This is a genomic window from Paraburkholderia bannensis (genome assembly GCF_014200455.1).
GTDB classification, from domain to species: Bacteria; Pseudomonadota; Gammaproteobacteria; order Burkholderiales; family Burkholderiaceae; genus Paraburkholderia; species Paraburkholderia bannensis_A.
This window is the reverse complement of sequence record NZ_JACHBW010000008.1, coordinates 309,334-335,593: the sequence shown is the minus strand read 5'-3', so window position 1 is coordinate 335,593 and position 26,260 is coordinate 309,334. Positions and strand designations below refer to the sequence as shown.

Annotated in this window: 19 protein-coding genes and 3 pseudogenes; 9 read left to right on the top strand and 13 right to left on the bottom strand. The window is 63.5% G+C overall.

Annotated features, from left to right (window positions below):
- The first annotated feature begins 176 nt into the window (after positions 1-176).
- Both F4827_RS15980 and F4827_RS15975 read left to right on the top strand, forming a co-directional pair.
- Positions 177-518, top strand: coding sequence for a hypothetical protein (locus tag F4827_RS15980; RefSeq protein WP_183724903.1), 342 nt, complete (start codon positions 177-179; stop codon positions 516-518).
- A gap of 453 nt (positions 519-971) precedes the next feature.
- Positions 972-2,426 (top strand): annotated as a pseudogene (locus F4827_RS15975) (transposase).
- A 49-nt stretch (positions 2,427-2,475) separates the two neighbouring features.
- Here the strand turns inward: F4827_RS15975 and F4827_RS15970 are convergent.
- Both F4827_RS15970 and F4827_RS15965 read right to left on the bottom strand, forming a co-directional pair.
- Positions 2,476-3,009, bottom strand: a complete 534-nt coding sequence (locus F4827_RS15970) for a flavin reductase (protein ID WP_183724902.1) — start codon at positions 3,007-3,009, stop codon at positions 2,476-2,478.
- 252 nt (positions 3,010-3,261) lie between these two features.
- A pseudogene (locus F4827_RS15965) lies at positions 3,262-3,600 on the bottom strand (transposase); the annotation flags it as partial.
- Positions 3,601-3,713: 113 nt separating this feature from the next.
- Here F4827_RS15965 and F4827_RS15960 point away from each other — a divergent pair.
- Positions 3,714-3,842, top strand: a pseudogene (locus tag F4827_RS15960) (IS3 family transposase); the annotation flags it as partial.
- A 141-nt stretch (positions 3,843-3,983) separates the two neighbouring features.
- Here the strand turns inward: F4827_RS15960 and F4827_RS15955 are convergent.
- From F4827_RS15955 to tssB, 11 genes are all read right to left on the bottom strand, one after another.
- Positions 3,984-5,213, bottom strand: a complete 1,230-nt coding sequence (locus F4827_RS15955; RefSeq protein ID WP_183724901.1) for a Bd3614 family nucleic acid deaminase — start codon at positions 5,211-5,213, stop codon at positions 3,984-3,986.
- Positions 5,214-5,253: 40 nt separating this feature from the next.
- Positions 5,254-5,649, bottom strand: coding sequence for a DUF4280 domain-containing protein (locus tag F4827_RS15950; protein WP_183724900.1), 396 nt, complete (start codon positions 5,647-5,649; stop codon positions 5,254-5,256).
- Between the two features lie 28 nt (positions 5,650-5,677).
- The gene (locus tag F4827_RS15945; RefSeq protein WP_183724899.1) at positions 5,678-6,241 is read right to left on the bottom strand and encodes a toxin-antitoxin system YwqK family antitoxin; all 564 of its coding nucleotides are present in this window, start codon (positions 6,239-6,241) and stop codon (positions 5,678-5,680) included.
- Between the two features lie 9 nt (positions 6,242-6,250).
- Positions 6,251-8,248, bottom strand: coding sequence for a type VI secretion system Vgr family protein (locus F4827_RS15940; protein WP_183724898.1), 1,998 nt, complete (start codon positions 8,246-8,248; stop codon positions 6,251-6,253).
- Positions 8,249-8,294: 46 nt separating this feature from the next.
- Positions 8,295-10,892 carry a type VI secretion system ATPase TssH gene (gene tssH / locus F4827_RS15935; protein ID WP_221303699.1) on the bottom strand — a complete coding sequence of 866 codons (2,598 nt, stop codon included), beginning with the start codon at positions 10,890-10,892 and terminating at the stop codon, positions 8,295-8,297.
- Positions 10,889-12,082: a type VI secretion system baseplate subunit TssG gene (gene tssG / locus F4827_RS15930; protein WP_183724897.1), complete on the bottom strand. Its 1,194-nt coding sequence runs from the start codon at positions 12,080-12,082 to the stop codon at positions 10,889-10,891. Before tssG ends, tssH begins: the two co-directional genes overlap by 4 nt.
- The gene (tssF, locus tag F4827_RS15925; protein ID WP_183724896.1) at positions 12,046-13,842 is read right to left on the bottom strand and encodes a type VI secretion system baseplate subunit TssF; all 1,797 of its coding nucleotides are present in this window, start codon (positions 13,840-13,842) and stop codon (positions 12,046-12,048) included. The genes tssG and tssF overlap by 37 nt, the downstream gene beginning before the upstream one ends.
- Positions 13,835-14,317, bottom strand: a complete 483-nt coding sequence (tssE, locus tag F4827_RS15920) for a type VI secretion system baseplate subunit TssE (RefSeq protein WP_183724895.1) — start codon at positions 14,315-14,317, stop codon at positions 13,835-13,837. Before tssE ends, tssF begins: the two co-directional genes overlap by 8 nt.
- A 51-nt stretch (positions 14,318-14,368) precedes the next feature.
- On the bottom strand, positions 14,369-14,866 hold the full coding sequence (locus tag F4827_RS15915; protein WP_183724894.1) for an Hcp family type VI secretion system effector: 498 nt from the start codon (positions 14,864-14,866) through the stop codon (positions 14,369-14,371).
- Positions 14,867-14,966: 100 nt separating this feature from the next.
- Entirely contained in the window at positions 14,967-16,445 is a 1,479-nt protein-coding gene (tssC, locus tag F4827_RS15910; protein WP_183724893.1) for a type VI secretion system contractile sheath large subunit, read from the bottom strand.
- 23 nt (positions 16,446-16,468) lie between these two features.
- Positions 16,469-17,062, bottom strand: a complete 594-nt coding sequence (tssB, locus tag F4827_RS15905; RefSeq protein ID WP_183724892.1) for a type VI secretion system contractile sheath small subunit — start codon at positions 17,060-17,062, stop codon at positions 16,469-16,471.
- Between the two features lie 525 nt (positions 17,063-17,587).
- Between tssB and F4827_RS15900 the strand changes: the two genes are divergently transcribed.
- From F4827_RS15900 to F4827_RS15875, 6 genes are read left to right on the top strand one after another with little or no spacing between them, the layout of a single operon-like run.
- The gene (locus F4827_RS15900; RefSeq protein ID WP_183724891.1) at positions 17,588-18,055 is read left to right on the top strand and encodes a type VI secretion protein; all 468 of its coding nucleotides are present in this window, start codon (positions 17,588-17,590) and stop codon (positions 18,053-18,055) included.
- Between the two features lie 39 nt (positions 18,056-18,094).
- Positions 18,095-19,456, top strand: a complete 1,362-nt coding sequence (gene tssK / locus F4827_RS15895) for a type VI secretion system baseplate subunit TssK (protein ID WP_183724890.1) — start codon at positions 18,095-18,097, stop codon at positions 19,454-19,456.
- Positions 19,449-20,594 carry a DotU family type IV/VI secretion system protein gene (locus F4827_RS15890; RefSeq protein WP_221303698.1) on the top strand — a complete coding sequence of 382 codons (1,146 nt, stop codon included), beginning with the start codon at positions 19,449-19,451 and terminating at the stop codon, positions 20,592-20,594. Before tssK ends, F4827_RS15890 begins: the two co-directional genes overlap by 8 nt.
- On the top strand, positions 20,591-24,493 hold the full coding sequence (locus F4827_RS15885) for a type VI secretion system protein (protein ID WP_183724889.1): 3,903 nt from the start codon (positions 20,591-20,593) through the stop codon (positions 24,491-24,493). Before F4827_RS15890 ends, F4827_RS15885 begins: the two co-directional genes overlap by 4 nt.
- Positions 24,490-25,575, top strand: coding sequence for a type VI secretion system protein TssA (gene tssA / locus F4827_RS15880; protein WP_183724888.1), 1,086 nt, complete (start codon positions 24,490-24,492; stop codon positions 25,573-25,575). The genes F4827_RS15885 and tssA overlap by 4 nt, the downstream gene beginning before the upstream one ends.
- A gap of 39 nt (positions 25,576-25,614) precedes the next feature.
- A complete protein-coding gene (locus tag F4827_RS15875) occupies positions 25,615-26,112 on the top strand; it encodes a hypothetical protein (protein WP_183724887.1) in 498 nt (165 codons plus the stop codon).
- The last annotated feature ends 148 nt before the right edge of the window (positions 26,113-26,260 follow it).

The window sequence follows — 26,260 nt, the reverse complement described above, 5'->3', positions numbered from 1 at the left end:
GGCGCGGCGCTTGGCCTCAAGGCCGATGCCTACAAACACATCGAATTCGACATCACGTTGACGCCGCTGCTGCAAGGCCGCGACAACCAGATCGTTAGCCGTCCGCGCGCCGCCGCTCGCACGGGAGGAGACAACGGTGTCCAGTGACCTGCGCGGTCAAGCCGCGCGCGAGATTCATGCGTTACCGCCCGATTGCGCCGGACGATCTGGCGCGCCTGCGATTGATCGCCGATGACGATCCGCCTGTCGTCACGATAGTCAGCAAATACAATCACGACAAAAGCCTGCTGAACGAATTGACCGGACAGCAGGCTTTTGCAGTTTCCAGCAAGCGCGAAACCGTGACGCTTGCGCATAGCATTCACGAAGGGGGCGCTGCCTCGACGCGCCAGGCCTCGACGCCGATGACGGCGAACTCAAAAGAGCGCGCTGCGCTGGCAACGCAATATGATGGCGTCGAATGGCGCGTGGTTTCTGCGACTCGCCATGGAAAGGACCGGAAGGCGGCAAGGCGCTGATGCTGGAGCGTAGCGGCGCTGAATGCACAAGCGCTTGATCAGTTCGCGCTGGTGCAATTGACTCAGCAGCAGGCGCAATGGGTCGAAATCGGTCGAAGTTAGTCGATGCGGTTTGCCAACGCACGCTGGCGGCATTGCCGGACATGCGGGCCGCACACGCAGTTGAGCGCGATGTGGATAGCCTTATCCACGCTCTCACAAACGTGCTTGAAAACGCGTTTCCCGATGGCGGGCACGGATAGCTTGCCGAATACGATGTCGTTCCCGCAAACGCGCTTCTGGAATTGAACGACAACGCACGGTTCGGAGATGGCGTTGAAGGAAGAATTACGCGCATACGCTGCGTAAGACGTTCTTTGCATGACAAACAAAAAATGCGCCGCAAAATGCGGTGCTTCAGATTGCTGATAAAGCCCAGGGTCCTACCCTGGGCCTTGTTGTTTAATGAGCGTCATGCTCAAGAAACCGGCCCCCACCCAGCACGAACTCGAGATGGTCACGCTCGAGGAACTCGTGCCGAAGGACCACCTGCTGCGCAGGATCGAGGCGGCCGTGGATTTCGAATTCATCCGCGAGAAGGTCGCGCACCTGTACTGCGCGGACAACGGCCGGCGCTCGATCCGGTGGTCATGTTCAAGCTGCTGTTCATCGGCTACCTGTATGGGGTGCGCAGCGAGCGCCAGCTCATGCGCGAGGTGCAGGTCAACGTGGCCTACCGGTGGTTCGCACGCTTTCGTCTCACCGACAAGGTGCCCGATGCCTCCACGTTCTCCCGGAACCGGCGGCCACGGTGTATCAGGAGATCTTCGATGCGATCGTGCGCCAGGCGATGGGCCACGGCATGGTGGACGGCCGGGTGCTTTATACAGACAGCACGCACCTGAAGGCCGACGCCAACCGCAACCGGTTCGATGCGGTGCAGGTTCAGCAGACACCGTCTGCGTATCTGGCCGAACTGGATGCGGCAGCGGCACGTCCACGGCGCAGACCAAAGAGATCAAGGTCAGCCGCGCCGATCCGGACAGCGGATACATGGTTTGCGACGACAAGTCCGGGGGCTTCTTCTATCTGGATCACCGCACGGTGGATGCGAAGCACGCGATCATCACCGACACGCCTGTGACAACGGGCTCGGTGCATGACAGCCAGCCGTATCTGGCGCGGCTGGAGCGGCAGCGCAAGCACTTTGGCTTCGAGGTGCAGGCGGTGGGTCTGGATGCGGGGTACTTCACACCCGCGGTGTGCCAGGGGCTGAAGGATCGCAACATCCCCGGGGTAATGGGCTACCGCACGCCGAATCACGAGCCGGGGATGTTCTACAAGCGCGAGTACGGGTACGACGCCTACCGTGACGAATATGGCTGCCCGCAGGGTCTTGTGCCGCGCTACAGCACGACCAACCGCGAGGGCTACCGGGAGTACAGGTCGAACCCTGACATCTGCCGGCGCTGCGGGGTGCGCCCGAAATGCACGAAAAGCGCCAACGCGGTGAAGGTAATGGTGCGCCCCGTCTGGGAGCGGGCCAAAGAGCACGTGCGGGCGCGCAGCCTGACTGACTGGGGCAAGCGCATTTATGCGCGGCGCAAGGAAGCGGTGGAGCGCAGCTTCGCGGACGCCAGGCATTTGCACGGGCATCGCTATGCGAGGATGCGGGGCTTGCGCAAGGTGGCGGAGCAGTGCCTGCTGGCTGCGGCCGCGCAGAACATCAAGAAGATCGCGCTGCTGCTCGCGAAGAAGGCGAAGGCAGGGCCATCTGGCCTGCAGGGACGCTACCGGTGTGTTCTGCAACGCATAGTGGTTCGTCTGCGCCGCTGCGTTGCGCTTGCGATGAACTGGACGCTTCTGGCCGGCGCCAGAAAAAGAAAAACCCCACGCTCCAGGAAAACGTGGAGTTGGTCAGCAATCTGAAGCGTCCTGAATGGCGCTTTTTTCGTTTGCTCAATCGGCGATAAATCGCTCAAGCCGCCATCGCGCGCGAGATGCGATGAAAATTCCGGCTGAAATACACCAGACCGTCACCATCTTGGCGCACGCGAATGCGCGTGGCTTCCACGAACATAACCGAATGCGAACCGACTTCCTTCATCTCGACGATGTTGCCTTCAATGCTCGCGAGCGCGTCGCGCAGCACGGGAACGTCGGAGTCGCCATGGAGCCAGCCCGGCAATGCGAAGCGCGCTTGCATTGGCAGTGTCGTGATGCCGGCAAAATGCTTTGCCAGGTCTTCATGCTCACCGGGCAAGACGTTGATGCAGACGCGCCGGTTGCCTTCGAACGCCGAATGCATCGTGCTCGAACGATTCAGGCAAACCAGCACGGTGGGTGGCGCATCGGTCACGGAACACACCGCGCTAGCTGTGATGCCACAGCGGCCAAGCGGGCCATCCGTGGTGATGACATTGACCGCTGCCGGGAGATGCGCCAAGGCCTGGCGGAAATTGGCGCGGGCGTCGTCGGTGGGCGTGAGGGCGTTACTGGCAGTGTGGGACATACATCGGTTCCATATTCGGGCGTGAGCGACAGGCTAAGATTAGGGCACGGCAATTTTGAAATGTATCGGCACGAATGCCTGCTTCATAAGTGCTTGCCCGCATCGATCTAAAGATTTCTTCAGCGCGGTGCGTGATGCATGGCAAACATCACCTGGAGCATGTCAGGCACTTGTATTAAGGGCTGCGAAGTGGACAAGCATAAGCACGGCAAATACGACGAAATGCAGTCGAGCCAGGGTTTCGGGCAATCTCGTGCGAAACTTTATGAGCTGCTGGCGCATCCGGTGTAGTGCCAGCATTGCCTGCTGCATTTCAGTCTTCACCGCAACCGGCTTGCCGGGCTGGTGTACAGCAAGCCAAATTGCCCTTGCATCAGCCGCGTCGTTCTTGTTACGTATGTTGAACGCCTTCACGAACTCTGCCGGCATCGGTTGCACCTGATGCCCCATCTTCGTGAGTTGCCTTGCCCAGTGAGGCGCACCGCCACAGGCTTCCATACCGATCAGGCACGGCGTGCGATTCGCAAGATGCTCGAGAAACTTCGCGCGTTTGACAGCCTTCTTCACTATCTCGCCGCTCTCCTGGTCGATTTAGTGCGATTGAAACACCGACTTGGTGATATCTACACCCACTGCCTCACGGTTCATCTGATACCTCCGGTTACCTGGAAATACCCGGTATTCTCCACGTTGGCACGTTGATGCCGACCGGCAAAGCGCGGGTAGAGCGGTTAATGAGCATCAACGGTATTCGAGGCCGCCACAAGCGCCGTTACCGCGTGACAACCGATTGTCGGCACAAGTTGCCGGTCGCGCCGAACATAGAGAGCCGGCACACCGATGGATTGAGCAGAAGTACGCCCCACTTCGTACGGCAAATCCGGTTCACCCGCGAGCGACCTATGCCGGGCCTTGTGGATATTAGACCATTCACTACGCACACATTCCAATCATGGCATCGCACCGACCTCTGTCTACGTTGCAAGACCTTTGAGGTAATAGCCGTAAAGAGTCTTCGCAAACGGGCTGATGGCGCTCAGCAAATCCATCGCTTGTATCCACAGATCGCTTTCAAAGCGATGCGGCGGAATATTGGCGCCGATTTGGAAGAACTCCTCCAGTGCGTCGCCCATCAGTCTACGAGCGTCTTCGGTCGCGAGACTGCCTGTCGTAGACTGGTTACCCTGGATGTTCAGCAATTCAGGCCCGGTCGTCTCGTGCACACGCGTGGTATTGCTGCAGTTGTTCACACGTCGATCCAGTGCGCTATTCGTGATGTTCACGTCGTCCTGACCATATATGACGGTGCAATCAGGCGCCGCGGTAACGATAGTGCCAGCACACATATAGCAAGGTTTCAACGTGGAATAAATTCGCGTGCCTTCTGGCAATGGGCCGCCGTTGGTTCGCTGGTGGGTCAGAATTGCCATCGTTTCGCCGTGCAGGCTTGGCCCCACCGCTGTCATGTTGCGTCCCCAACCAAAGATCTTTCCCGTTCCGTCGATCATGACGCAGCCAATATTGTGGCCGCCGGTTTCTTCAGAATGGGTGCTATGGCCAGCGTGCCTGATCGCACCTTCTGACCAGGAGACGCGCACGATCGCGTAAGCCAGCGTCATCAGGATTGCATCGCTCAATGGTGTCGGTCGATAGCCCGACGGCGTACCGGTAAGGTCTGGTACCGCGGTCAATGCTGGAGGCGTGTATTCACGCACCAGTTGGCCGACCATGTCGCTGACTTCGGTCGAGACCATGGGCGAAACCACCGCCTTGCCGTCCAGCCTGTTCGTACTCAGCCAGGTATTGGCCATGACCACTCGGTTGCTCGCACTGGACGTCACCCACGCGCGGGCATTGTCGGAGTACTGAACCGGGGCGGCGGTCCATACGAACGAAGCGACGGTTGCTTTATAGATCTGCGAAGTAGTCGCCCAAAAAAGGCCTCCCGATACCGAATTCATCTGGAACATGCCCCGGTCGAGTTCTCCCGGTTCGTAGCTCAGACATATCAAGCCCTGGCGCCCGCACTTGCCGTTGCGCAGAAGATTCACCAGCGCAGTACGGATCTGATAGCCATCCGTCGCGGTGTTGATTGCGCCAGCTTTAACGCCATTTGACTCGACGTAGATAGCGACGGGCTTGCCAGTCAACGCCGCAAGCGAATGCGCAAAATACAGACCTTTTTCATGCAAAAGCAGTGGCATGGAAGTTCCAGAAAAATGTTGAGCGGACGTCAAAAAGGGGTTAAGGCACCAGGACTGTCATCTGGCCCGGTTGTACGACTTTGATCACGCCTCCCCACATGCAGACAAGCGTGGCGCTCACATCGAGGGCAGGCATCGAGCCGATCAGTACGGTGGGTGCTCCGCCCGGAATCCATGGAGCCGCGATTGCAGGCAAGCAAGGCATCGGTGTCAATACCCCAAGCGCTGCGGCCGTCGCCGCAATCACGGCCGGATTCGATGGACTTTGGCACATCGCAAAGGGCGCGATATTCAGAATCGGCACATTGTCCATGACCGTGGCCGCCGGCATTGCGCCTGCCATCACGCGATTCACTGGCAGGACATTGAGCACGCCAGGCGCAGCGCCGAACGAGCATTGGAGCGTCGCGCCCGAGCAAACCTGCGGACAGCTCATGAATTCATCTCGTCGAATTGCGCCTGCATCAGGCCGTCCCGTTCGATGGCTGACCTGTGCCGGTGGCCTCGCCGTCCCACCATTGCTTCCAGCGCGGCACCGGCTTGCCGTTTGCACCGATCACGCGACCGTCGTCGCTATAGCGCTCTGCGTGTTCGAGCGGTTTGCCGCTCGCATACGGCTGCCTCAGCGCAAGCTGCCCATTGGGATGAAAGCGTTGCAACAGGCCCTGTAACTTGCCGTGCCGATAGTGAGCTTCTTCAAGCAGTGTGCCGTCCATGAGCCACGTCCGGCACGTGCCGTGCAACTGACCTTGTGCGTAATGCGCCTCGCGTTGCAGGCATCCGTCGGCAAAGTAAAAGCGCGCTTTTCCTTCCAGCTTGCCCGCGTGGTGATGCACTTGCGCCGATGGCGTGCCTTGCGCATTGAAGTACGTCGCTGGGCCATTCAGCACGCCGCGCGCGTAACTCAGGATCGCCGTGGTGCGGCCTTCAGTTTCCACGCGCACGGTGCCATGCAATGCGCCACCAAGCGTCGCGCCCGCCACGCGTGCGTCGTCGCGTTCAACGGTAATCGGCTGGAGTTTTTCCATCGTATGTCCTCAATTGAGCTTGACGATGCCGCCCTTGACCGTGAGCATCGCGCCTCCGTCCACGGTCTGCTCGACGCTGCCCTTGTTCGTCAGACTTTGCGCCTCGTTCGACAGCGTACCGCTCGACTTGTTGGTGAGCGCGGTGCCGGCCTCGTTCGTCAGCGACATCGCGGCCTGGTGCGTCATGGACGCGTCGCTTTTCGCCGCATACGAACCGGTGCTTTGAATGGACAGCGAGCCGCCCACCTTGATGGTGAGATTGCCGTCGATCGTCAGCGTCATGTCGCCCGTCACGGTCTGTTTGAGCGCACCGCCGACCGTGCGTGTTTCATCGCCACCGGCTTTGACCGTGCGCGTGCCTTTTACGTCGATGGTCTCGCCACCGGTTTGCACCGTCATACTGCGATTACCCTTTTCGATCGTGAGCGTGTCGTCGCTTTCCTGGATCGTATGGCTGCGCGCATGTTTCACGGTGCGTGTTTCGTCGTGTCCAATCGTTGCGCTCGCATCGTTCAGTACATTCACGTAGAAATTTTTTTGCGCTTGCAGGAAGACCTCTTCGTTATCTTTTTTGTCCTCGAAACGCAACTCATTGAACCCAGCGCCGCCCGGCGAGCTACTGCTTTTCAGACCGGATTGCGTCTGATTGTCAGGCAGCGCGTAGGGCGGAAGATTTGCGCCGTTATAGACGCTGCTCGTAATGAGCGGCCGGTCGGCGTCGCCGTCGATAAAGCTCACAACCACTTCGTCACCGATGCGCGGCATGAACTGCATGCCGAAACCCTTGCTTGCCCAAGGTTGCGCGACGCGAATCCAGCATGAACTCTGCTCGTCGAGCTTACCTTCGCGGTCCCAATGGAATTGCACTTTTACGCGTCCGTACTGGTCGGTCCACAATTCCTCGCCGCTTTTGCCGACGACAGTGGCGGTCTGTGTCGGCATGAACGGGCGGCGCGTGGTGCGTGGTGCGCGGTAATTGACCGATGCTGGAAAGGCTTCAAAGCGATTACGATAGCTCGTATGGTCGGCTTCATGCACGACGCTGGCCACAACCCATTCGATATTCGCGTCCGACGATTCATGGCCCGACAACGTAAATCGATAGCCCGGCGTGAGTGCGCGGCAGTCGCTTTCGCCGGTGAGCAGGCGCGTGCTCGCGCGCAAGGCGTCCACGCGTTGTTTGGCGAGTGTCGAAGCAACGTCGCTGGTTGCGAAGCGGCCCGGATATTCGTACACGGCAAAATCGCTCTGCACGGACTGCGCCTGCGAATACAGTTGTGCGGCTGGCGTTTGCCACGCGTAATCGCCATGGGAAAAAGTCCCGGCTGCGGTTTGTTCGACGATTTCGCAATAGAGGATCTGGCCACTTTCACGCCAACTGCCCGCGTGGCCCGCGAGCGGGGCGCAACTCAGTGTTGCTGCGCCAGGCAGCGTCGCAAAAGCGTCGTTGTTATCGGCAATCACGAGCGTGTGTACGCCGTCTTGATGGCGAAAAAAGTAAAACCAGCCTTCTTCTTCGCACAGACGGCTCACAAATGCGAAGTCGCTTTCGCCGTATTGCACACACCATTCGCGCGCGACGGGTGTGCCTGTAAGCGATAACGTGTACTCCGTCATGCTGTGGCCAGCGAACACCGCTTCGATGATTTGGGCGGCTGTCTTGTTCTGGAATATGCGGTTGTTCTGCGCCAGCGTGAGTAGCCAGAGCCACGAACGCAGCGTCAATGCAAAATGGCTCGCGTCCACGGTTGAGGGCAGTTGCGCGGCGCGCGTGCAGACTGCATCGACAAGCCGCGCGTTCTCGCCCCACGCGAATTTCAATGTCGCGTGCTGGCCGGGCATGCCGCCAGGCGCGGGCGGCGCCATCGCGCCCAGCGCACGTACGCTTATTTCTGCGGGCGCGCCGATGCGCTCGTCCACCGTGACCTGCGCGGCGAACAGGCCGGTGAAGGCACTCCCGCCCAGTTCAATGCGTGTATCGGTGTCGGTCAGGGGCGGTCGGTCCATGAGCAAGAAAGAGAGCGTGTTGAAGGAGTCGTAGAGTGTGCGCAGGTCATTCGAGTGCCCATTGGGCCAACGTGCCGACAAGCTCGTTCATCAATACGTTGTCGATTTCGCGTGCGCCCGAACTGCGGCAACGCGCAAGCACAGCGTCGATGATCCCGGTATCGAACGCAAACTGCTTGCCGGTCGCATCGCGATAGCGCACGCGCAACTGTTCAAGCTTCTTTTCTATGATGATGCGCAAGGCCGGATCGTCGAGCGCGACGTAGGGCACGGCGGTCATGCGCGCAAGGAACGCCGGGCGAAACGCGTGCAGCAGCGTTTCACGCAACTCGCGGTTAAAACTTTCGCTGGCGAGCGCGCTGGGTCGCGTCTTCAGCATCAATTCGGCGCCGACGTTGCTGGTCGCCAGAATCACGGTATTGCGGAAATCGACCACCAGACCCGTGCCGTCCTCCATCACGCCTTTGTCGAATACGTTGTAGAACGCTTCGAGCACATCGGCGTGGGCTTTTTCGATTTCGTCGAGCAGCACGACGCTGTACGGTCGGCGCCGCACGGCTTCGGTCAGGATGCCGCCCGCCGCGTGCCCCACGTAACCGGGCGGTGCGCCGCGCAACTGCGAAACCGTGTGTGCTTCCTGATAGGCCGCGAGATCGATCACGATGAGATTGCGCTCGCCGCCATAGAGCGCGTCGGCAAGCGCATAGGCCGTTTCGGTTTTGCCCACGCCAGTCGGGCCAACCAGCAGGAACACGCCAACCGGGCGCAGCGGATCGGCCAGACCCGCGCGCCACGCGCGTATGCGCCGCGCGATGCGCTCCAGAGCCGCGTCCTGTCCGACGATGCGCTGCGCGAGCCGCGTTTCCAGCGTGCGAACGGCGTGCACTTCATCGGCGAGCATCTTGCCGACCGGGATGCCGGTCCAGCCCGCGATGACCGCAGCCACGGTCTTCGAATCGACGCATACCGGCACCATGGGATCGTCGTCGCGGATCGCATCAAGGCCACTTTCGAGGCGCGCAAGTTCGGCGGCCAGATCTTCAAGCGCATCGGCGCTTTCATCGGCTGTGGGTTGGGGCGTTGGGCGATGCGACTCGACCAGATCATGCGCGGCCAGCCGCGCGCGCACCGCAAGAATCTCGCGTACCGCAGCCGCTTCGTCGCGCCAGCGCGTTTCCAGCTCGCGCACCCGTGCCGCGTTGCGCGTGTGTTCCGCTTCGAGCGCGGCGACGCGCTGCGTGTGGTGCGCACCCAGCACCATTTCCGCCCGCAGACGCAGAAGCTCGTCGCGCAATGCGCGCTCGCGCTGGCGCGCGCTTTCGAGTTGCACCGGGACGTCGTGCTGCGCGAGCGCAACGCGTGCACAGGCCGTATCGAGAACGGCGATCGCTTTGTCAGGTAGTTGGCGATCCGAAATATATCGGTGCGAGAGTTTAACCGCATCGACGATCGCAGCGTCGAGCAGCGTGACGCCGTGATGGGCCTCGAAGCGCGGCGCCAGCGCGCGCAGCATGCCGATGGCAGTGGCTTCGTCGGGCGCTTCGATCTGCACGAGCTGGAAGCGCCGCGCGAGCGCCGGATCGCGTTCGAAATACTTCTTGTATTCAAGCCACGTAGTGGCGGCGATCGTGCGCAGTTCGCCGCGTGCGAGCGCGGGTTTGAGCAGGTTTGCCGCGTCGCTGCCGCCTTCCGCACCGCCGGCGCCGATCATCGTGTGCGCTTCGTCGATGAAGAGAATCACGGGCGCGGGCGCGCGCCGTACTTCGTCGATCACGGCGCGCAGGCGGTGCTCGAACTCGCCCTTGACGCTCGCACCCGCCTGCAACAGCGCCAGATCGAGCACGCGCAGCGTGACGCCCGCGAGCGGCGGCGGCACGTCGCCCGCCGCGATGCGCAGCGCGAGACCCTCGACGATCGCCGTCTTGCCCACGCCGGGCGCACCCACCAGCAGCGGATTGTTCTGTCGCCGCCGCAGCAGGATATCGACGGCCAGGCGGATTTCGGCGGTGCGCCCGACGATCGGGTCGATGCGTCCCGCGCGAGCTTCGCCGGTCAGGTCGATGGTGTACTGATCGAGTACGGAGAGGGCGGGCGATTCCTGCGCGCGCGGAGTCCCGGTCGCGGGCGCGTCGAGCGGCGCAGCGACGTTCGCGGGCATGGCGGGCGTATTTGCAGCATTCGCCGGTATCCATGCGGCCAGGTTGCTGCGCAACGACGCGCTCGCCACACGCAATAGCGAAGGCGCACCTAGCGTCGTGCGTGCGCGCAGGTGGTCGTTATCGAGCAGGGCGATCAGCAGCACGGCGGCGCTGACATTGGGCCGTTGCAGGACCACATTGGCTTGCACGAGCGCGTCTTGCAGCCACACCAGCAGATCGGATGAGAGCGTGGGCGTGCCTTGATTGCCGCGCGGCAGGCGGGCGAGGGCGCTGTGCAGCTCGGCAGTGGGTGCCGTGCGTTCAAGCCCGAAATGCGGCAACACGGCGGCTAGTTCGCCGTTGGGTGTTTCCAGTAGCGCGGCGAGCCAGTGCTCGATTTCGACCACGAAGTGTGTCTCGCGCAGGCAGTGCTGCGTCGCCCGTTCGAGTGCGTCGCGCGGTTCGCGCTCGAGGCGCGCCATCAGCGTCTTGAGATCCATCGTCATCCCGGCGCTGCGTTGGCGGAACGCGCGGCCGCTGCAGGAGCAAGCCGCGTGAGTCGCGCAGGCGCGGTGTCGCCCGCGCCCGCCCAGGCGGTCCAGCCGAGCCGCGGTGGCGCCGCGCGTGACAGGCGGGCTGGCGCGAGTTGCCCCACCGCGAGTCGCAATTCGACGTGCACATAAAGCTCCGCGCCGAACCAGGCATCGGCTAGCGCCTGAAATGCGCCGTGAGAGTCGCCGCCGGGCAGGAACGCTTCATACTGCGCGCGCGCAAGCGGCCCGATCGTCACGCGGATGCCGCGATGCTCGTCCCACACGCGTGTGCCGACAATCGCCCCCGCGCCCAGCTTGCGGTTGCGGCCCGCATGGCCGACTGTCGTGCGGCTCGCGGCCGGCAGGGTGCGCCAGCCGCCGACAAACGGCGTCGAGCGCGCATCGATGCCGAAGTGATGGCGCAGCATCGCGTCGAAGCCCGCGAGCGAGCGCCGCTGGTTGGCGAACATGCCAGCGCGCGCAAGTACGGCGCGCAGGATGATGTCGCGGTCGGAGTGATTGCCAGAGTCTGTGTCGTTATCAGCGGATTGAGCCTCGCCTGTCGGCGTTTCGTCGTCGCGATGCCAGGCGAGGCCGGTGATCGCGCGCAGCATGGGATCGGCGGCCCGCCGCGAGTAAAGCGGATACGGATCGGCGCTGCGGTACTTGCGCTGGGCGCGATAGAGCAAGGCGAGCAGACGGTGCTGGAACAGATCGAGGAAGGCTAGCGCCGAGGTGTCCTTGCGGCGCAGGCGGTCCTGAATCCATTCCTGCCAGGCGCCCGGCAGCGGACCGTTCGGGCCGCCCAGCGCGAATGCGTTCACCTGGAGTTGCGGCAGGTGATCGGAGCGGGGCGCGGCATGAGAATCGACATCGCAATCGACATCGGAATTGGCATGAAGCTCGCGGAAATCATCGTCGAGCGCCAGAGAGCGCGGTGCGCGCTCGCGCAGCGGTCCGATCGCGCTGGCCGGAAACGCGGGCGAGAGCGTGCCGCTGAGCATCAACGCTTCGCGGCGTGGGTCGAGCCCGGTGCCAAGCGGTGTCGCATCCGGGCGCAGCAGTTCGAGCAGACGCACGGCCTGCGCGAACTCGAACGCGTGCGGCTGCGCGTAAAGCTGCTGCGCTAGAGTACGAGCGGGCTGCCCGTCATCGGCCGCCATAGATGGATCTCCCTTCCGTCACGCACGAGCGCGGTCTGGACAAAACGGTTGACGCTCGCGTAGAGCGAGAAGAAGTGCGCAAGCACGCCCGAAAACAGCACGGGACTTGCGCCGACGAAGCCTTCGCGTCCCAGTTCGAGCCGCACGCCCAGCCCGTTGCGCCAGCCGCGCCAGCGGTCCGCGCCGACATGCGCGACTACCGGCTCGCCCGCAAGCGCCTGGATGCCCGCGATCTGCCGCTGCGCCGCCGCGCTCGCGCCGAGGTTGTGCAGCACCAGCATCTCGCGCAACGTCTGCAACGCGTGCGGGCCTTCGACCAGCGACACATGGTTGAGCATCAACTGCGAGATCAGACGCCAGCGCGAGCTGCCGTCGAGTGTTGCCGTAATCTGACGCGTGGGCCGATGCGCGATGCGCACGGCGGCCACCGGCCCCGGCACTTCGAACGACAGCAGCGCGCCCGGCTCTAACGCCTGAGCCAGTTCGCGGTTGGTGCAGAGGAGATCGGCGGTCAGCGTGCGCGCGGGCGCATCGGATGGATCGAAACGCGTATCGACGAAGGTCAGCATCATGTCGCTGCCCGGACGGCTTGTGTGCAGGCCGCTTACGCGCCGCGCGTGCCAGTAGACGCTCGACGCGTCGCCGTGATGCGCGCCGTACCAGGGCGGCACCTCCGCGACTTCACGTCCGCTTACGCTGCGCAGCGCGCGCACCGCGTAGATTTCCGTGCTCGCTTCGCGGTGCGCGTCGGGGCTGATGCGATGCTCGCGTTGCGTGGCGTCGGGCCGCACCGGCTCGGAGGTGCGGGCGAACAGATTGATCGCCGGCGCGCAGCCGAGTGCGAAATCTTCCGCATGCACGGTGAGCCGACCCTCGGGCGCGACCGTGAAGCCGATCAGCAGATCGACCGTGTCGCTTTGGCCGACGCCCAGTTCTTGCGGGGCGAACGGCAGATCGAAGAAGGCGAACTTCTCTGGAAAGGCGAAGTATTCGACCAGCAGACGGCAGGCCGGATGCGCACCGTCTTCGAGCGGTAGCAGCGCGTGATCCTCGTCGAAACCCATTGGCTGCGGGCGGCCGTGCAGGCGCTGCACGCGGCCGTCGGGGTCCGTCAACCACAGCGCCTCGGTGTGGGCCGCGAGCAGATCGTAGAGCGCGGCGACGTTCACGGGCGAGCCGGTCAGGCGCACGCGCAGGCGCTCGATGGGCAGCGCGCCAGGCGCAACCGCGCCGGTTGAACGCACGCTCAGGCGCAGCGCGGATTGCAGCCGCGCGTCGCCCGTGAGCGCCTGGCTTTCCTCGGCGTCGAGCACTTGTGCATCGACGATCGCGAGCGGCCAGAGCGTGACGTCCATGGCCGTGCGCCAGTGAATCGTGTAACCGTTCGCATCGATATGCATGAGCGGCGTCGCGCGCGGCACGGCATAACCGCTCGCGAGACTGCCTTGGCTCGCATCCGGTTCGAACTGCACGATAGTCATCGACGGCACGGGCCGCGATGCATAGGGGTAAAGCTGTTCGAGCAGACCGTCGGTGAGCGTCGAGTATTCATCGTCGAGCGTGCGCTGGATGCGCGCAGTAAGAACCGCGAAACTTTCGATGAGGCGTTCGACGTGCGGATCGGCGCACTCGCCGGGACCGAGTTCGAGCCGGCGCGCGATCTTGGGATAGCGCGCGGCGAAACCTTCGCTCGCGCGCCGCAGATAGGTCAATTCGCGCTGGTAATAATCGAGCAGCAGCGCATCGATGGAGTCATTCATCGACGATTCCGGGCGTGTGGCTGTCAGCGTCGAAACGCACGATAAAGCGGGCGGGTTGCTGCGCGCCGTCATGCCCACGCAGCAATCCGCCGATGCGCAGACACAGGCGCCAGGGGGCGTCGGCGTCGGGCTCGATTGTCACGCGCGGTGCGGCCAGGCGCGGCTCGAACGCGCGGATGGCCTGCGCCACGTCACGTTCGAGCGTGCCGCGGTCGCCCGCGCGCGCCGCGCTCAGAGCGCTCCAGTCGGGCAGGCCGTAGTGCAGGACGTCTGCGGCGTCGGGACTGCTGCGGCCGCGCCGCGTGTTGAGCAGACGCAGCAGTTCGGCGCGCACCGAATCGCGCAGGCCCTGGGCGTCGAGCATACGCGCCGCCAAGGCGTGCGTGCGTTCGTGCGCGTCGAACGGCGCGTCGTCGGCGAGACGCTCGAACAGCGGCATCGGTGCGACGAAAGGGGGCGGGCGCAGTGGCGGCATCGGGCGTCGTGCTTATTGCTAGCGCTTATTGCTAGTGCTTATCGCTCGCGCTTACTTCGCGAGCTTGTTGGCGGCCATGTCCCACGTGGACGCGGCGGTGCCTTCCTTCGAGCCGTCATCCTTCTGCGTGGTCATTTCCCACTTGATCTTCGTGAAGTTCAGCGACAGCGTTTCGACCGGCTTGCCGCCCGCGCCGCCCGACACGCTCACGTTGCTGATGATCACGTTGCTCAGCGTGTAGGTGATGAACGGCATGATCTTGCCGTCGCTCTCCGCTGCGTTGCGGCCCACGATGACCGTTGCCGTGGCGATCGCCTTGCCGCCGCAGCAATATTCGTTGAGCGTGGGTGTGGCCACGTCGATGAATTTCGTCACGGTGAATTCACCGACGTGCGGCTTGCCCGAGGTGCGCTCGGAGTTGCTCACGTCGTTGGTGACCTGCATCGCGACATTGTGGCTATACGACATCAGTTCGATCTTGTCGGTATAGCCTTCGATCGTGCTTTCGCCTTTGATGTCGCTGCCGAGATCGAGAATGATCGAATCCATGTTTCAGGGCTCCTGAAGCGTGTGTGAGCGCGCGCGCCGTATGAGGCGCGCGTCGTCGTCAATGGGGAGTGCGCGAGGCGGCGGATGCGCCGCCCCCGGATTACGCCGCGGCCGGCGGCGGCAGGCTCGCAACGAGCCGGATCGAAGCGGTCAGTTCCTCGAGCTGGAAGTGCGGGCGCAGGAATACCGTCGCACGATACGCGCCGGGCTTGCCCGGTACTTCCGTCACGTCGATGCGCGCTTCGCGCAGCGGATACTGCGCCTTGATTTCCTGCGGCGCGTTATCGTTCACGAGGACGTAGTCAGCGATCCAGGTGTTCAGGTACGCGCGCACATTATCGCGCGTCATGAAGCTGCCGACCTTGTCGCGCATGATCACCTTGATATAGTGCGCGAAACGCGAAGCCGCGAGCACATACGGCAGCATCGCCGAAATGCGTGCGTTGGCGTTGGCCTCCGCCGTGTTGTAGGCAGTCGGACGATTCGCCGTCTGGCCGCCGAAGAACACCGCAAGCCCTTCGTTCTTCTTGTGCACGAGCGCGATGAAGCCGAGCGCGTCCAGTTCCTTTTCGCGGCGGTCGGTGATCGCCACTTCGGTCGGGCACTTCATGGCCTTGTCGCCTGCCGCGGTCTGGAAGATGTGATCGGGCAGCTTCTCTACCGCGCCGCCGCCTTCCACGCCGCGAATCGCAGCGCACCAGCTATGTTGCGCGAACGCGTTGGTGATGCGCTGGCCCAGCGCGTAGGCGGCGTTGCCCCAAAGGTATTTAGCGTGATCGGTGCCGTCCACGTCTTCAACGAAGTCCATTCCGTCGACGGGATTGCTGACCGGATGATAGGGGCGGCGCATCAGGATATGCGGCAGCGTGAGCGCGACGTAACGCGAATCCTCGCTCTTGCGGAATTCACGCCAGCGCGCCATATCGATGGTTTCGAACACCTTCGAGAGATCGCGCGGCACGCCGAGTTCCGTGAAGCTGGCCATGTCGAACAACTGCGCGTGCGCAGCCGAAATAAACGGTGCGTGCGCGGCTGCGGCCACCGCCGCGAGTTTTTCGAGGAGGCTGATGTCGGGCGTCTGGCGCGTGAAATAGTAATCGCCGATCAGCACGCTGAACGGATGGCCGCCGAACGTGCCGTACTCCTCTTCGTAGATCTTCTTGAAGAGCGCGCTCGTATCGACATCGACCGCTTTTTCCAGATCGTTCTGCAGGTCTTTTTTCGATGCGTCGAGCAGACGTAGCTTCAGACGCGAGCTGGTTTCCGAGTTCTTCACCAGATAGTGCAGCCCGCGCCACGACGATTCGAGCGCCTGGAAGTCGGGGTGATGCAGCACCTTGTTGAGTTGCCTGCTGATCAGCTCGTCGATACGCTTGATGTGATCGTTGATCATCGCGACGGTATCGCGGCTGATCGTCATTTTCTTGTCCAGCACCTGAAGAGCGAATTCGGCCAGCAATTCGCGCGCGTGCTTCTGCTGTTCTTCGTCATGGGCCATGCGGCCTTCGTGCACGATCTGGTCGAGCAGCGAGAGCGGTTCCGCCTGCGCCGCAGGGGCGGCAGCCTGAATATCGGACATGATGTTTTCCTTGGGGAAGGGACTCAGGCGGCCGGTTGATCGCCGGACGGTTCGGGGTTGTTCTCGGGATTCGCGCCAGCGGCGGCGTCAGGCTTGCCTTCGGGCGAGGGCAATTGCGCCACCGGTGCTTCGGCCGGGTGCGCGGCGCGGATTTCGGTGAGTCCCTGCGTGTTATGCACGACGTCCTGCAGCAGTTTGTCGAGCTCGTCGTTGCCGTCGAGCTTGGTGAGCAGGTCGCGCAGGCGCAAGCGGGCGTCGTACAGCTGCTTGAGCGGTGCAATCTGCTGCACGAGAGCGACCGGATCGAAATCGTCGATATTCTTGAAATTGAGCTCGACGTTCATCTTGCTGCCGTCCGTGGCGAGCGTATTGTCGACCTGCAGCGCAAGACGCGGCGAGATCGATTTCATGACGTCGTTGAAGTTGTCGCGATCGATATCGACGAAGCGGCGCTCGGTCATTTTAGGCAAGGTCTTGTTGCCCGAGAGATCGGCCATTACGCCAACCACGAGCGGCAGTTCCTTCTTTTCGATTGCATTGCCGGTCTCGACGTCGTACGTGATCTGCACACGCGGCGGACGATTGCGTTCGAACCAGTGTTGAGTGCTGTCTGACATGGTCACCTCGGCGGCTCTTTCGTTATGGTGCGTAAATGGACACAAGAATTCGAATCGTTCTGTCATGCTAAATAAATTAAAAAGAGCATATCGCACATGAATCCAGCGGCCTGATTGCGTTATTCAAGTCGCATTTTCATGGCGCGATTCGCCGGGCCGCGCGCAAAGCCTTTCGTCATGTTGACGGATGCAGGGCGGTTGAGCGGGGCGCGGTAGACAGACCGACAGGAATTTAGGCGAGTAAACAAAAAAACTCAAACAGTATTTACCAGGCATAAGTTAAAGGCGTTTCATAATTTTTAAACACGGTTTATTGCAAAGGCGTATAAGAAATTCCCTATTGCGCGAGGCGTATTGGCGCTTGTAGACTACGCGCGGCGCACGAACCGAAACGCGTGTCTGTGCGATGCATAACGATTAGAAATACAAACGATTCAAGGATCCCGGCCTGCCCGGGCATCGGGCCATAACCATTTTTCGCTCATCGATGGGGTTCGCCGAGTGGATCTAACGTTTTCCTTGCGCATGGATTCAAGCCGGGTTCGCAGCGCCATCTGGGCGCTCGTCCTGGCGCTCTGCGCATGGCTGGCGGGATGCGGCAGCGCCTTGCCGAAAGTCGATGTCGATACGCTTGCCATCGCCGTGACGAGCGAAGCCAACATCGATACGCCTATCGCCGTCGATGCCGTACTCGTTCGTAGCCCTCAACTTCTCGATGCCTTGCTCGCCTTACCGTCGGCCAGATGGTTCGATCAGCGCGAACAATGGCTGCGGGATCATCCGAAAGATCTCAGTGTGATTTCCTATGAAGTCGTGCCGGGGCAGCAGATTGCGTCGGCGCCGTTCGCTTTCGGCGGAAAACGCGCAGCTGGCGTCGTGATCTTCGCCGGCTACCAGACGCCGGGCGCGCATCGCGTGCGGCTCGATGCGGGACCGTCGAACGCGCTGCTCGTGCTCGGCGATCAGGACCTGAGTGTCCAGCCCGCGCATTGACGGCCCCGGCCCGCCGACCACCCGCTGACTACTCTCCACATGCACACTACGTTTCCCGATGCGGTTTGCTGGTCCGAAGGCATGCCGCTATTGCCCCAGCATTTCCAGATGCAGGCGCTGCACGCGGCCGGACATGCCGCATTACTCGCGAGTGCGGCTCGCCCTTACTACTGGGGCGTGCTGGCGATTGCGCACGAAACGGCCGGACTCGCGCAGGGCAAGGTGCGCATCAGTGCGCTGGAGGCGATTCTCGCGGACGGGCTCGTAATCCGTCATACGCGCAGCGAGCCGGTGCTGGAGATCGATGTGCGCGAGGCCTTCAGCTCGCCCGATGAGATCGTCACCATTTATCTGGCCGTGCCGCCGCTGTACCGCGGCGGCAAGATCGACGCGGGCGCCGCGCGTTTCGCGCAGCGCGAGGCGGACGATGTGCCTGATCTGTCGTCGAAGGGCGAGCCTGCGTCGATTACGACGTGGTATCCGCGCCTGCATTTGATGACCGATCTGGGCCGTCACGAAGTCGATCGTCTGCCGCTCATGCGTGTGAAGCAGCAGGGCGGCGGCGTGGTGCTCGCCGACTATATGCCACCGGGGCCGTTCGTTCTCACGGGCTCGCTGCTCGGGCAGCGCGTGATGCGCATGCTGCGCCGCGCGCGCGAAAAGTGCGTGTTCCTTGCTGGCCGTTTGCAGGCCGCGCAGCGTGCCGAAGAACACGACGATGTCGCGCAGATCGAGCGGCAACTCGCGGCGATCTGGAGTCGCCTGCCGGAAGTTGAGGCGATGGCCGCGTCGGACATCGCTCATCCGCTCGAACTCTATCGCACGATTGCGGGCATGAGCGGCGCACTCGCCGCATTGCGGCCCGCGCGCGGCGTGCCCGCGTTCGCGCCGTTCGACTATCGGGATCTGCTGGCGACGTTCGATCCGCTGCTCGAATGGATTGACGAGGCGCTGTCGACGATACGCCAGGGCTATCGGGTACGCGCGTTCAGCGAACAAGGCGGCAGCTTCTGGGCCGATCCGCCGTTCGACGGCGCGGGCACGACGCTGCGCGAAGTCGTGATCGGCTTGCGGATGCCGCGCGACGCCACCGAGCACGATGCCAATCTGTGGCTCGATCAGGCGGTCGTGGCGTCGCGTCCTTATGTGCACACGCTCGCGCGCCAGCGCATGCGTGGGCTTGCGCGCCGCCGTCTCGCGCGCGAGGAGCGCGCGGCCTACGCGACGGGCGACGATACCGTGCTCTACGCCATCTCGCTCGACGACGACTGGTTCGATCGTGCCCAGCCCTTGTGCATCGAATTGCGCGCAGTGGTGGGGCGTGCGCCGTGGGCCGTGCAGTTGTTCCTGCGCGTCGAGGAAGCCGCCGATGGCGCGGAAACGGGAGCCGGGATTGTCTGAAGCCGCCGACAGCAATATCCAGCGCTCACCGCTTTCGCGCGCGTTCGTAGGCGCGTTCATGCAGGCGCAGACCGCGCGCTCGCGCATCGCGGCGCAGTTCGCCGTCGCGAAGCTCGATGTCGACGAAATTGCGGCCTTCGATGCAGCAAATGAAAGTGCGGATGGTGCCGAAGACGTGCATGCCGATGCGCACGCCGATATTGCGAATGTTGCGAATGCGCTGCCCGCCAGCGCGCAAGGCGGCGATATCGCTGATCTGCTCGCTACGCAACTCCAGGCGGTGACGCGCAAGCTCGCGCGCGATGCGATGGCGTGGACGGGCGCGGCAGGCGAAGCCGACATCGCCGCTGCGCAGTTCGCATTCGTGGCGCTGCTCGACGAACTGCTGGTGTTCTCCGACTGGCCAGGCGCGAGCGCGTGGGAAGCGCAGCCGCTCGAAGCGCGCATCTTCGGCACGCGCTCCGCGGGAGAGCGCGTGCCCGACGCCATCGAGACGCTGCTCGCCCAACGCGATCCCGGGCGCCGCGATCTCGCGAACGTCTACCTCGCGTGTCTCGAACTCGGCTTCAAGGGCAAGCTGCGCGGCGAAACGGGTGCGATGCGTCTCGATCAGCTTCGCCATGCGCTGTTCGGTTTCGCGATGCAGCGCGATCCCGATCCCGCGCGCATTGCAACCCCGCTTGACGAAGCGGCGCTGCCGCCGCGCGAACCGCGCATGCTCACCCAGATGTTCCCCGACCGCGCGCGGTTCGTGCTGCTGGTGCTGGGCGGATGCGCGGCGCTGCTCGGCGCATCGCACGCAATCTGGTGGTATGAGACCGCGCCCGTGCGCGTGGCGCTGGCGCAGTTCGAGGCGGTATCGGTGGCTGACGCGCAATCGATGGACTCGCGCGCTTCTGGCGCAGTCGCGCCAGGCGTTGCCCCGCCCGCCGGGAACAATGGAAACAGCGGCAATAGCGGCAATAGCGGCGGCGCAGCACGAGGCACGGCGTCGCCCGTTTCTCCGGTTTCGCCCGGTGGCAATCCGGCACAGCCGCGCAATACTGTATTCAGCGGCGCAGTGATGCCGTTGCGCGTATCGGTGGAAACGCCGTTAGCGACGCAGGCGCTGGCCACTGACGCGGGAGCGCAACCGTGACCACGACATTGATCGCCGTACTGCTTGCGCTGATCGCGCTGCTGGTTGTCGGCCTCGTGGTGGCGGGGATTCTGCGCTGGCGGCGCACGCGTGACGAGCGCAAGCCGCTGCGCACCTTCAGCGCGGCGATGCGGGCCGCACATGCGGCTATGGGCGTACGCGATATCTATTCGATCCCGCGTGTACTGGCGACCGGCTCGCCGGCTGCGCTCGATGCGCTGGCGCGCGGCTGGCGGCTCTCGGGCTCCGGCGAGCCTGGCTGGTTTGGGCGCATCTGGCACGACGCTGAGGGCATTCTGATTACCGAGCCCGGCAACACACTCGGCGCGGCGGCCCAGCGCCAGCGCGGCAACTGGGCGCGTCTCACCCGTGCGCTGCTGCGCTCGCGCGCGGGGCGTCCGCTCGATGCGCTGCTCTGGGCGATTCCCTATGACGCGCTGCTCGACCAAAGCGGCAACCCGCACGCCGACAGCAATGCCGCGCTCGACGCGTCACGCACGCTGGTGGCCCTGCAGCGTCAGTTTGGGCAGTTGCTGCCGGTTTATATCGTCGTGACGGGCTGCGACGCGCTGCCGGGTTTCGAAGCGTTGGGCGAGCGCCTCAAGCGCGCGCGCATCGACGCGGCGCTCGGCTGGGCGTCGCCATATGGACCGAAGCGCAGCTTCGAACGCAACTGGATCGACGATGCGTTTGTCGCGATGCGCCGCGCGCTGGCCACAACGATTACGGAACTCGGCACGCTCGATGGCGCGCTCGATCCCGATCAATTCCTCTTGCCACAGCGGCTCAACGCATTGCGCGAGCCGCTGCGAGAATGGATCGAACCGGCCTTGCGCGGGGCCGCCGACGGCACCGCGCCATCGCTGCGTGGCATCTGGTGCGTGGGTGCGGTGCCGCAGGCGGGCAGTGCGCCGGTTTTCACGCTCGATGCGCCGCAAACCGTGGCGCAATCCGCGCCCAGAGCGCTGCGCGGCGCACCGGCGTTTGCCGCGTGTCTCTGGCATGACGTGCTGATGCCCGGCCAGGGGCTCGTGCAGGCGATTCCGCGCGTGCTGGCACTGCGCATGCGCCGCCATCGTTTCGCCACCTGGGGCGCGCTTGTGCTGGGCTGCTGCTGGCTTATCGGCGTGGCGGTGGCGGGTTGGCAGGTGCGTGGCGATGCCCGTGCGCTGGCCAACGGCTATGACACGCTCACGACCGCCCGCGCGGCGTGGCGCGAATCCGATCACGGCGATGCGGCGGCGTCGCGCACCTTAGCGAGTGTCGCCGATACCTTGGTTCGCGTGCCGCGCTGGCATCTCTCGACGCCCTTCATGCCGCTCTCGTACTTCACGATGCATCGCCGACTCGAGGACGCGCAGCGTCACGTGTTGCGCGGCCTCGTCTTCACGCCGCTGCGCGAACGGCTCGTCACGCGCCTCGGCCAGCTTGGCTGCACGACGGCGGCCGATACGGCGTCGGCGGGCGTACGGCGTCCGCAGGATCTGCCGCTCTACGCAGCGGGCACGCAGCTCGTGATGAACACGGCGCAGATCGAGCGGCTCGTCGCGCGTTACAACACGCTCGTCGATGCGGGCTCCGGCAACGCGGTGATGCTCGCGCAACTCTTGCAAGAGGCGGTGGGCGTGAAGTTTTCGCCGGAGCATGTGGCCGATCGCGCGGGACTGGACGAAGCCGTGCGCGAGACCAGCGGCGAAGGCGGCGAACTGCCGTTCGATGCGCCGCTTGCGCTGGCGGCGCGTCAGCGCGCGAGCGTGTGCTTCGAAGATACGTTTGACCGCTGGTTCGATCAGATCTATCTGGATTCGGCGCTGACGACCAACGCCGCGCAGATTCAGACGACGCTCAACGACATGAAGGCGCCTGGCGCGACGCCCACGCCCGAAGCGCTGTCGGGTCTGGCGGCGAACATCGACGTGCTCGCGGCCCAGGTCGATACCGCCGACCACGGCTGGGCAGGCGCCCGCGGCCAGGAACTGGTGCCGGGTATGAGCGCCATGTTCGATACGGCTAAGCAGTTGAACCTGATCGGCGCGGCGCCGGTTGCGGCCGTGCTTGGCCACGAGCAGCAGGAGCAGAGCGCGTTCGCGGCGCGGTGGCTCGCGAGCGGCAACCTGCCTGGCGTGTTGAGTTCGAATTCGGCAAACGGTCTGCAACTGGCCGCCGATCTGCTGCCGCTGCGCGACGCGCTGCGCACGCTGCTGGGGCAGTCTTTTGTGGCGGAAGCAGGTGGCGCAGCGGAAATTCGCAACGTCGATAACGCCTCGCTGCAGCGTGCGCTCGCTGTGCTGCCCGCGTATCGCCAGTATGTTGCCGGGCCGCTCGCGCAGGCGCCCGAAACCTGGCGCGGCGCGCTGCTTTCGGCGGCGGGTAATGCCGCCGTGCGCAGCATGGTGATGGCGCTCTCGGCGCAGACGCCGTCCGGAGCGCCGCGCGATGTGTCGTTCGCGGTCGGCAACCAGGCGCCGGGTTTCGACGCGCTGCGCAAGAGCGCGCTCGATCTGATCGAAGCCTTCGATTCGCTGGGCCGCCAGGATCTCGCGCAGAGCGTGGCGCTGCGCGTGAGCGACTCGGCCATCGGCGTGCTGAAAAGCGGCGACGCGCAATTGCAGACGCTCGCGCCATTTCGCCCGGTGCGCGGTGACTTCTCCGACTGGAACGGCACCACGGGTGGCGCGACGCGGGCCTATGGCGCGGCTTCGCCCGACGAGTTGCGCGCATACCTCAACGCGCAATCAGGCGCGATCGCGGATACGGCGGGCACGGCGGCCGGCGCGCTCGACTGGCTCACGAGTCAGAATCCGCCGCTCGACGCCGCCGATGCACGACTCGTCGCGCGCTGGAAAGCGCTCTACGCCGATCTCGCGCAATACCGCGCGAAAAGCCCGGCGAGCGCGCTGGTCGCGGTGCCGGCCATTGTCGCGAATCAGCTCGACAAGATGGACCTCAACACGTGCGGTGCAATGCTGGCGCACGTGGACGTGCCCGATGGCGCAGACATTGTCTCGGGCGCGGGCGAGCGGCTGGTGGCGTCGGCACGCGAGCGCTGCTTCCATCTGCAGATCGGCACGGGCATGACGGCGTATGACCAGTTGCGCACGTTCTTCGCGCGCAACCTGGCGGGCCGCTTCCCGTTCTCAGCCGATGCCGATGCGCCCGCCGCCGATCTGCGCCAGACGGAGGCGTTCGTGGCGATGCTCGACGCCAGTCTCGCCGATGCGCAACGCGGCATGAGCGCGGCCGTCTCGACTGGCCGCGCGCCCACGGACGCTCAGCAGTTTCTCGACACACTCGCGCGCGCGAAACCGTGGCTCGATGCGCTGGTCTCGCGAGGTCCGGATGGACGTTATACGGGTTTGCAGGTCGCGGTGGACTGGCGCGTGGATCGCGGTGAAGAGTCGGGTGCGGACCAGGTGATCGAATGGTCGCTTGCGAGCGGCGCGCAGACGCTAGGCTATCCATCGACGGATGCTACGCCGTTGCGCTGGTCGCCCGGCACGCCAGCCGCGCTTACGCTGCGCTGGGCGAAAAACTCGTCATGGCAGCCGATGCAGGACGGCGCGCAGCCGACCTTGACGACCGACGGACGCGCCGCCACCTGGAGCGTTGGCGACAGCTGGGCGTTGCTGCGGTTGATGCGCCTGCATGCGGGCGGAGTGTCGGGGGCGGACGGTTCTGCGTCGCGCATGCAGTTGAGCGTACCCGTGCATGACGGCCACGGAGCCAACCAGACCGCGCGCATGTATATGCGCGTGTCCTTCCTCGCCAACGGCAAGACGCCGCTCGATTTTCCAGATTTGCCGTATTCGGCGCCCGGCACGCAGCCGCGCGCGATGACCACGACGCGCACGACACGCTATCCGGCGCGGCAATTCAATCTCGCGGCGGGGCAGCAATGAGTTTCTCCTTCGATATCGAAACCTTGTTGCAGCCGATTCCGGGCGACGCGCCTTGCGGCGTGTCGCTGCTGCACGATCCGGCGCTTGAGGCGATCAAGGCCGCGCGGCGGGAGGACGATCCCTCGCTTCCAATGGGCGTGTGGCAGAACGAGCTCAAGGTTGCCGACTGGTCGGTGGTCGAGGCGGGGTGCATCGATCTGCTGATCGGCAAAAGCAAGGACCTGATGCTGGCGGCGTGGCTGGCCGAAGCCTGGTTGCATCGTTATGGGTGGGAGGCGTTGCCGGTTGGACTTCGCTTGATCAATGAGTTGTGCGAGCGATTCTGGGACGTGTTGCATCCAATGCCGCGCGATGGTGATTGGGAATTTCGCGCCGCGCCTATCGCATGGGTGGCGGGGCACTTTCCGGGATTGCTGGCGGGACGAATCGAACTGTGCGAAACGGCCGACAATGCTGTTGTCTTAACCCTGGCGCGATGGGAGAGCGCTCATCGTCTTGCCATTGCGCTCGCGGACAGGAAGGATGTGCCCGCAGCACAACGCGACGAAGCGAAGCGCGAGTCGCTGGCGCTTGAAACAGCGTTGCGTGACGCGGCGCGTCCGGCTTTGGCTGCGAGCCTGCATGCAATTGCGTCAGCACACGCAGGCATCGGGCGACTGGATATATGGTGCACGCGGTATCTGGGCGATGATGCGCCTGCTCTGGGAGCACTAAGGGATGTGCTTGAGCGCGTGCTGGCGCTGCTGAGAGAGTGGGCGCCGATGGAGCTTGTATTGAACTCGAATGAAGCCAGTCTGGTCGATGCCGCGAGCAGGGCAACCGCATGTCAAGGCTCTGATGCACCCACGGGCGAGATCGCGCAGCCTGCCATGCCGTCGTCGCGTGAATCGGCTTATCGGCAGTTGGCCCTTATCGGCGAATTTCTGCTGCGCTACGAACCGCATAGTCCCGTGCCATACATGATCCAGCGCGCACTGGAGTGGGGGGGAATGCCGCTTCCGGAATTGCTGCATCAACTGACCGAAGAGGGGCGGGGCCGCGCGCTCGGCGAGGCCTTGGGGCTGCTACCGCATGAAAAATAAACTATCGAGCTCATTGCCAATGTACCCGGGATAAATATTATGGCCGACGTCGAATTCAATTTCAAACCGCATAACGCGTGGACAATGGGTCCAGCTTGCGGCACAGCGCTGATTCCATCGGTTAACCCGGCACCTGCCACGACCGCGTGCATCTATATCGTTCACAACTCGACGGAAAATTCGACGTACGTTGGCTACGCGGATAATGCATTCGATCGCTGGAAAACACGCGCAGAAACTTTTCATGCGCTTGGAATTCCGCATATCTACGGAAATAATATTCTGTGCGCCCAGTGCATGCCAGTTGTTTCACATGGACATTCAATGTATCTCGCGGGACAGAATAACTGCGAGCATCTTCTGATTCGCGCGGTCGTCAATGGTCTGCTGGGACCAACGACCAGTACGAATACACAACTCGGGAAGACACCGTTCATTAACGCGATCGCGGGGTTGGTGCGCGTATATCTCCCGTCGGATCCGTGGGGAAAACTGGAGGGTGCCAAGCAGGTGGCTTTGCCAGTTTACGGATATTGAGCGAACTCAACGGCATAGCGCGATCCTTTGGGGTTGCTTCTAATCGCCTATTGTTGAAATTTCTAACCGTATGACGTTCCTGCATCGTGCATTTAAGAAAATTATTTTATAGGGCGTGAATTACCCGATTTATTGAAAGATGTCTCGG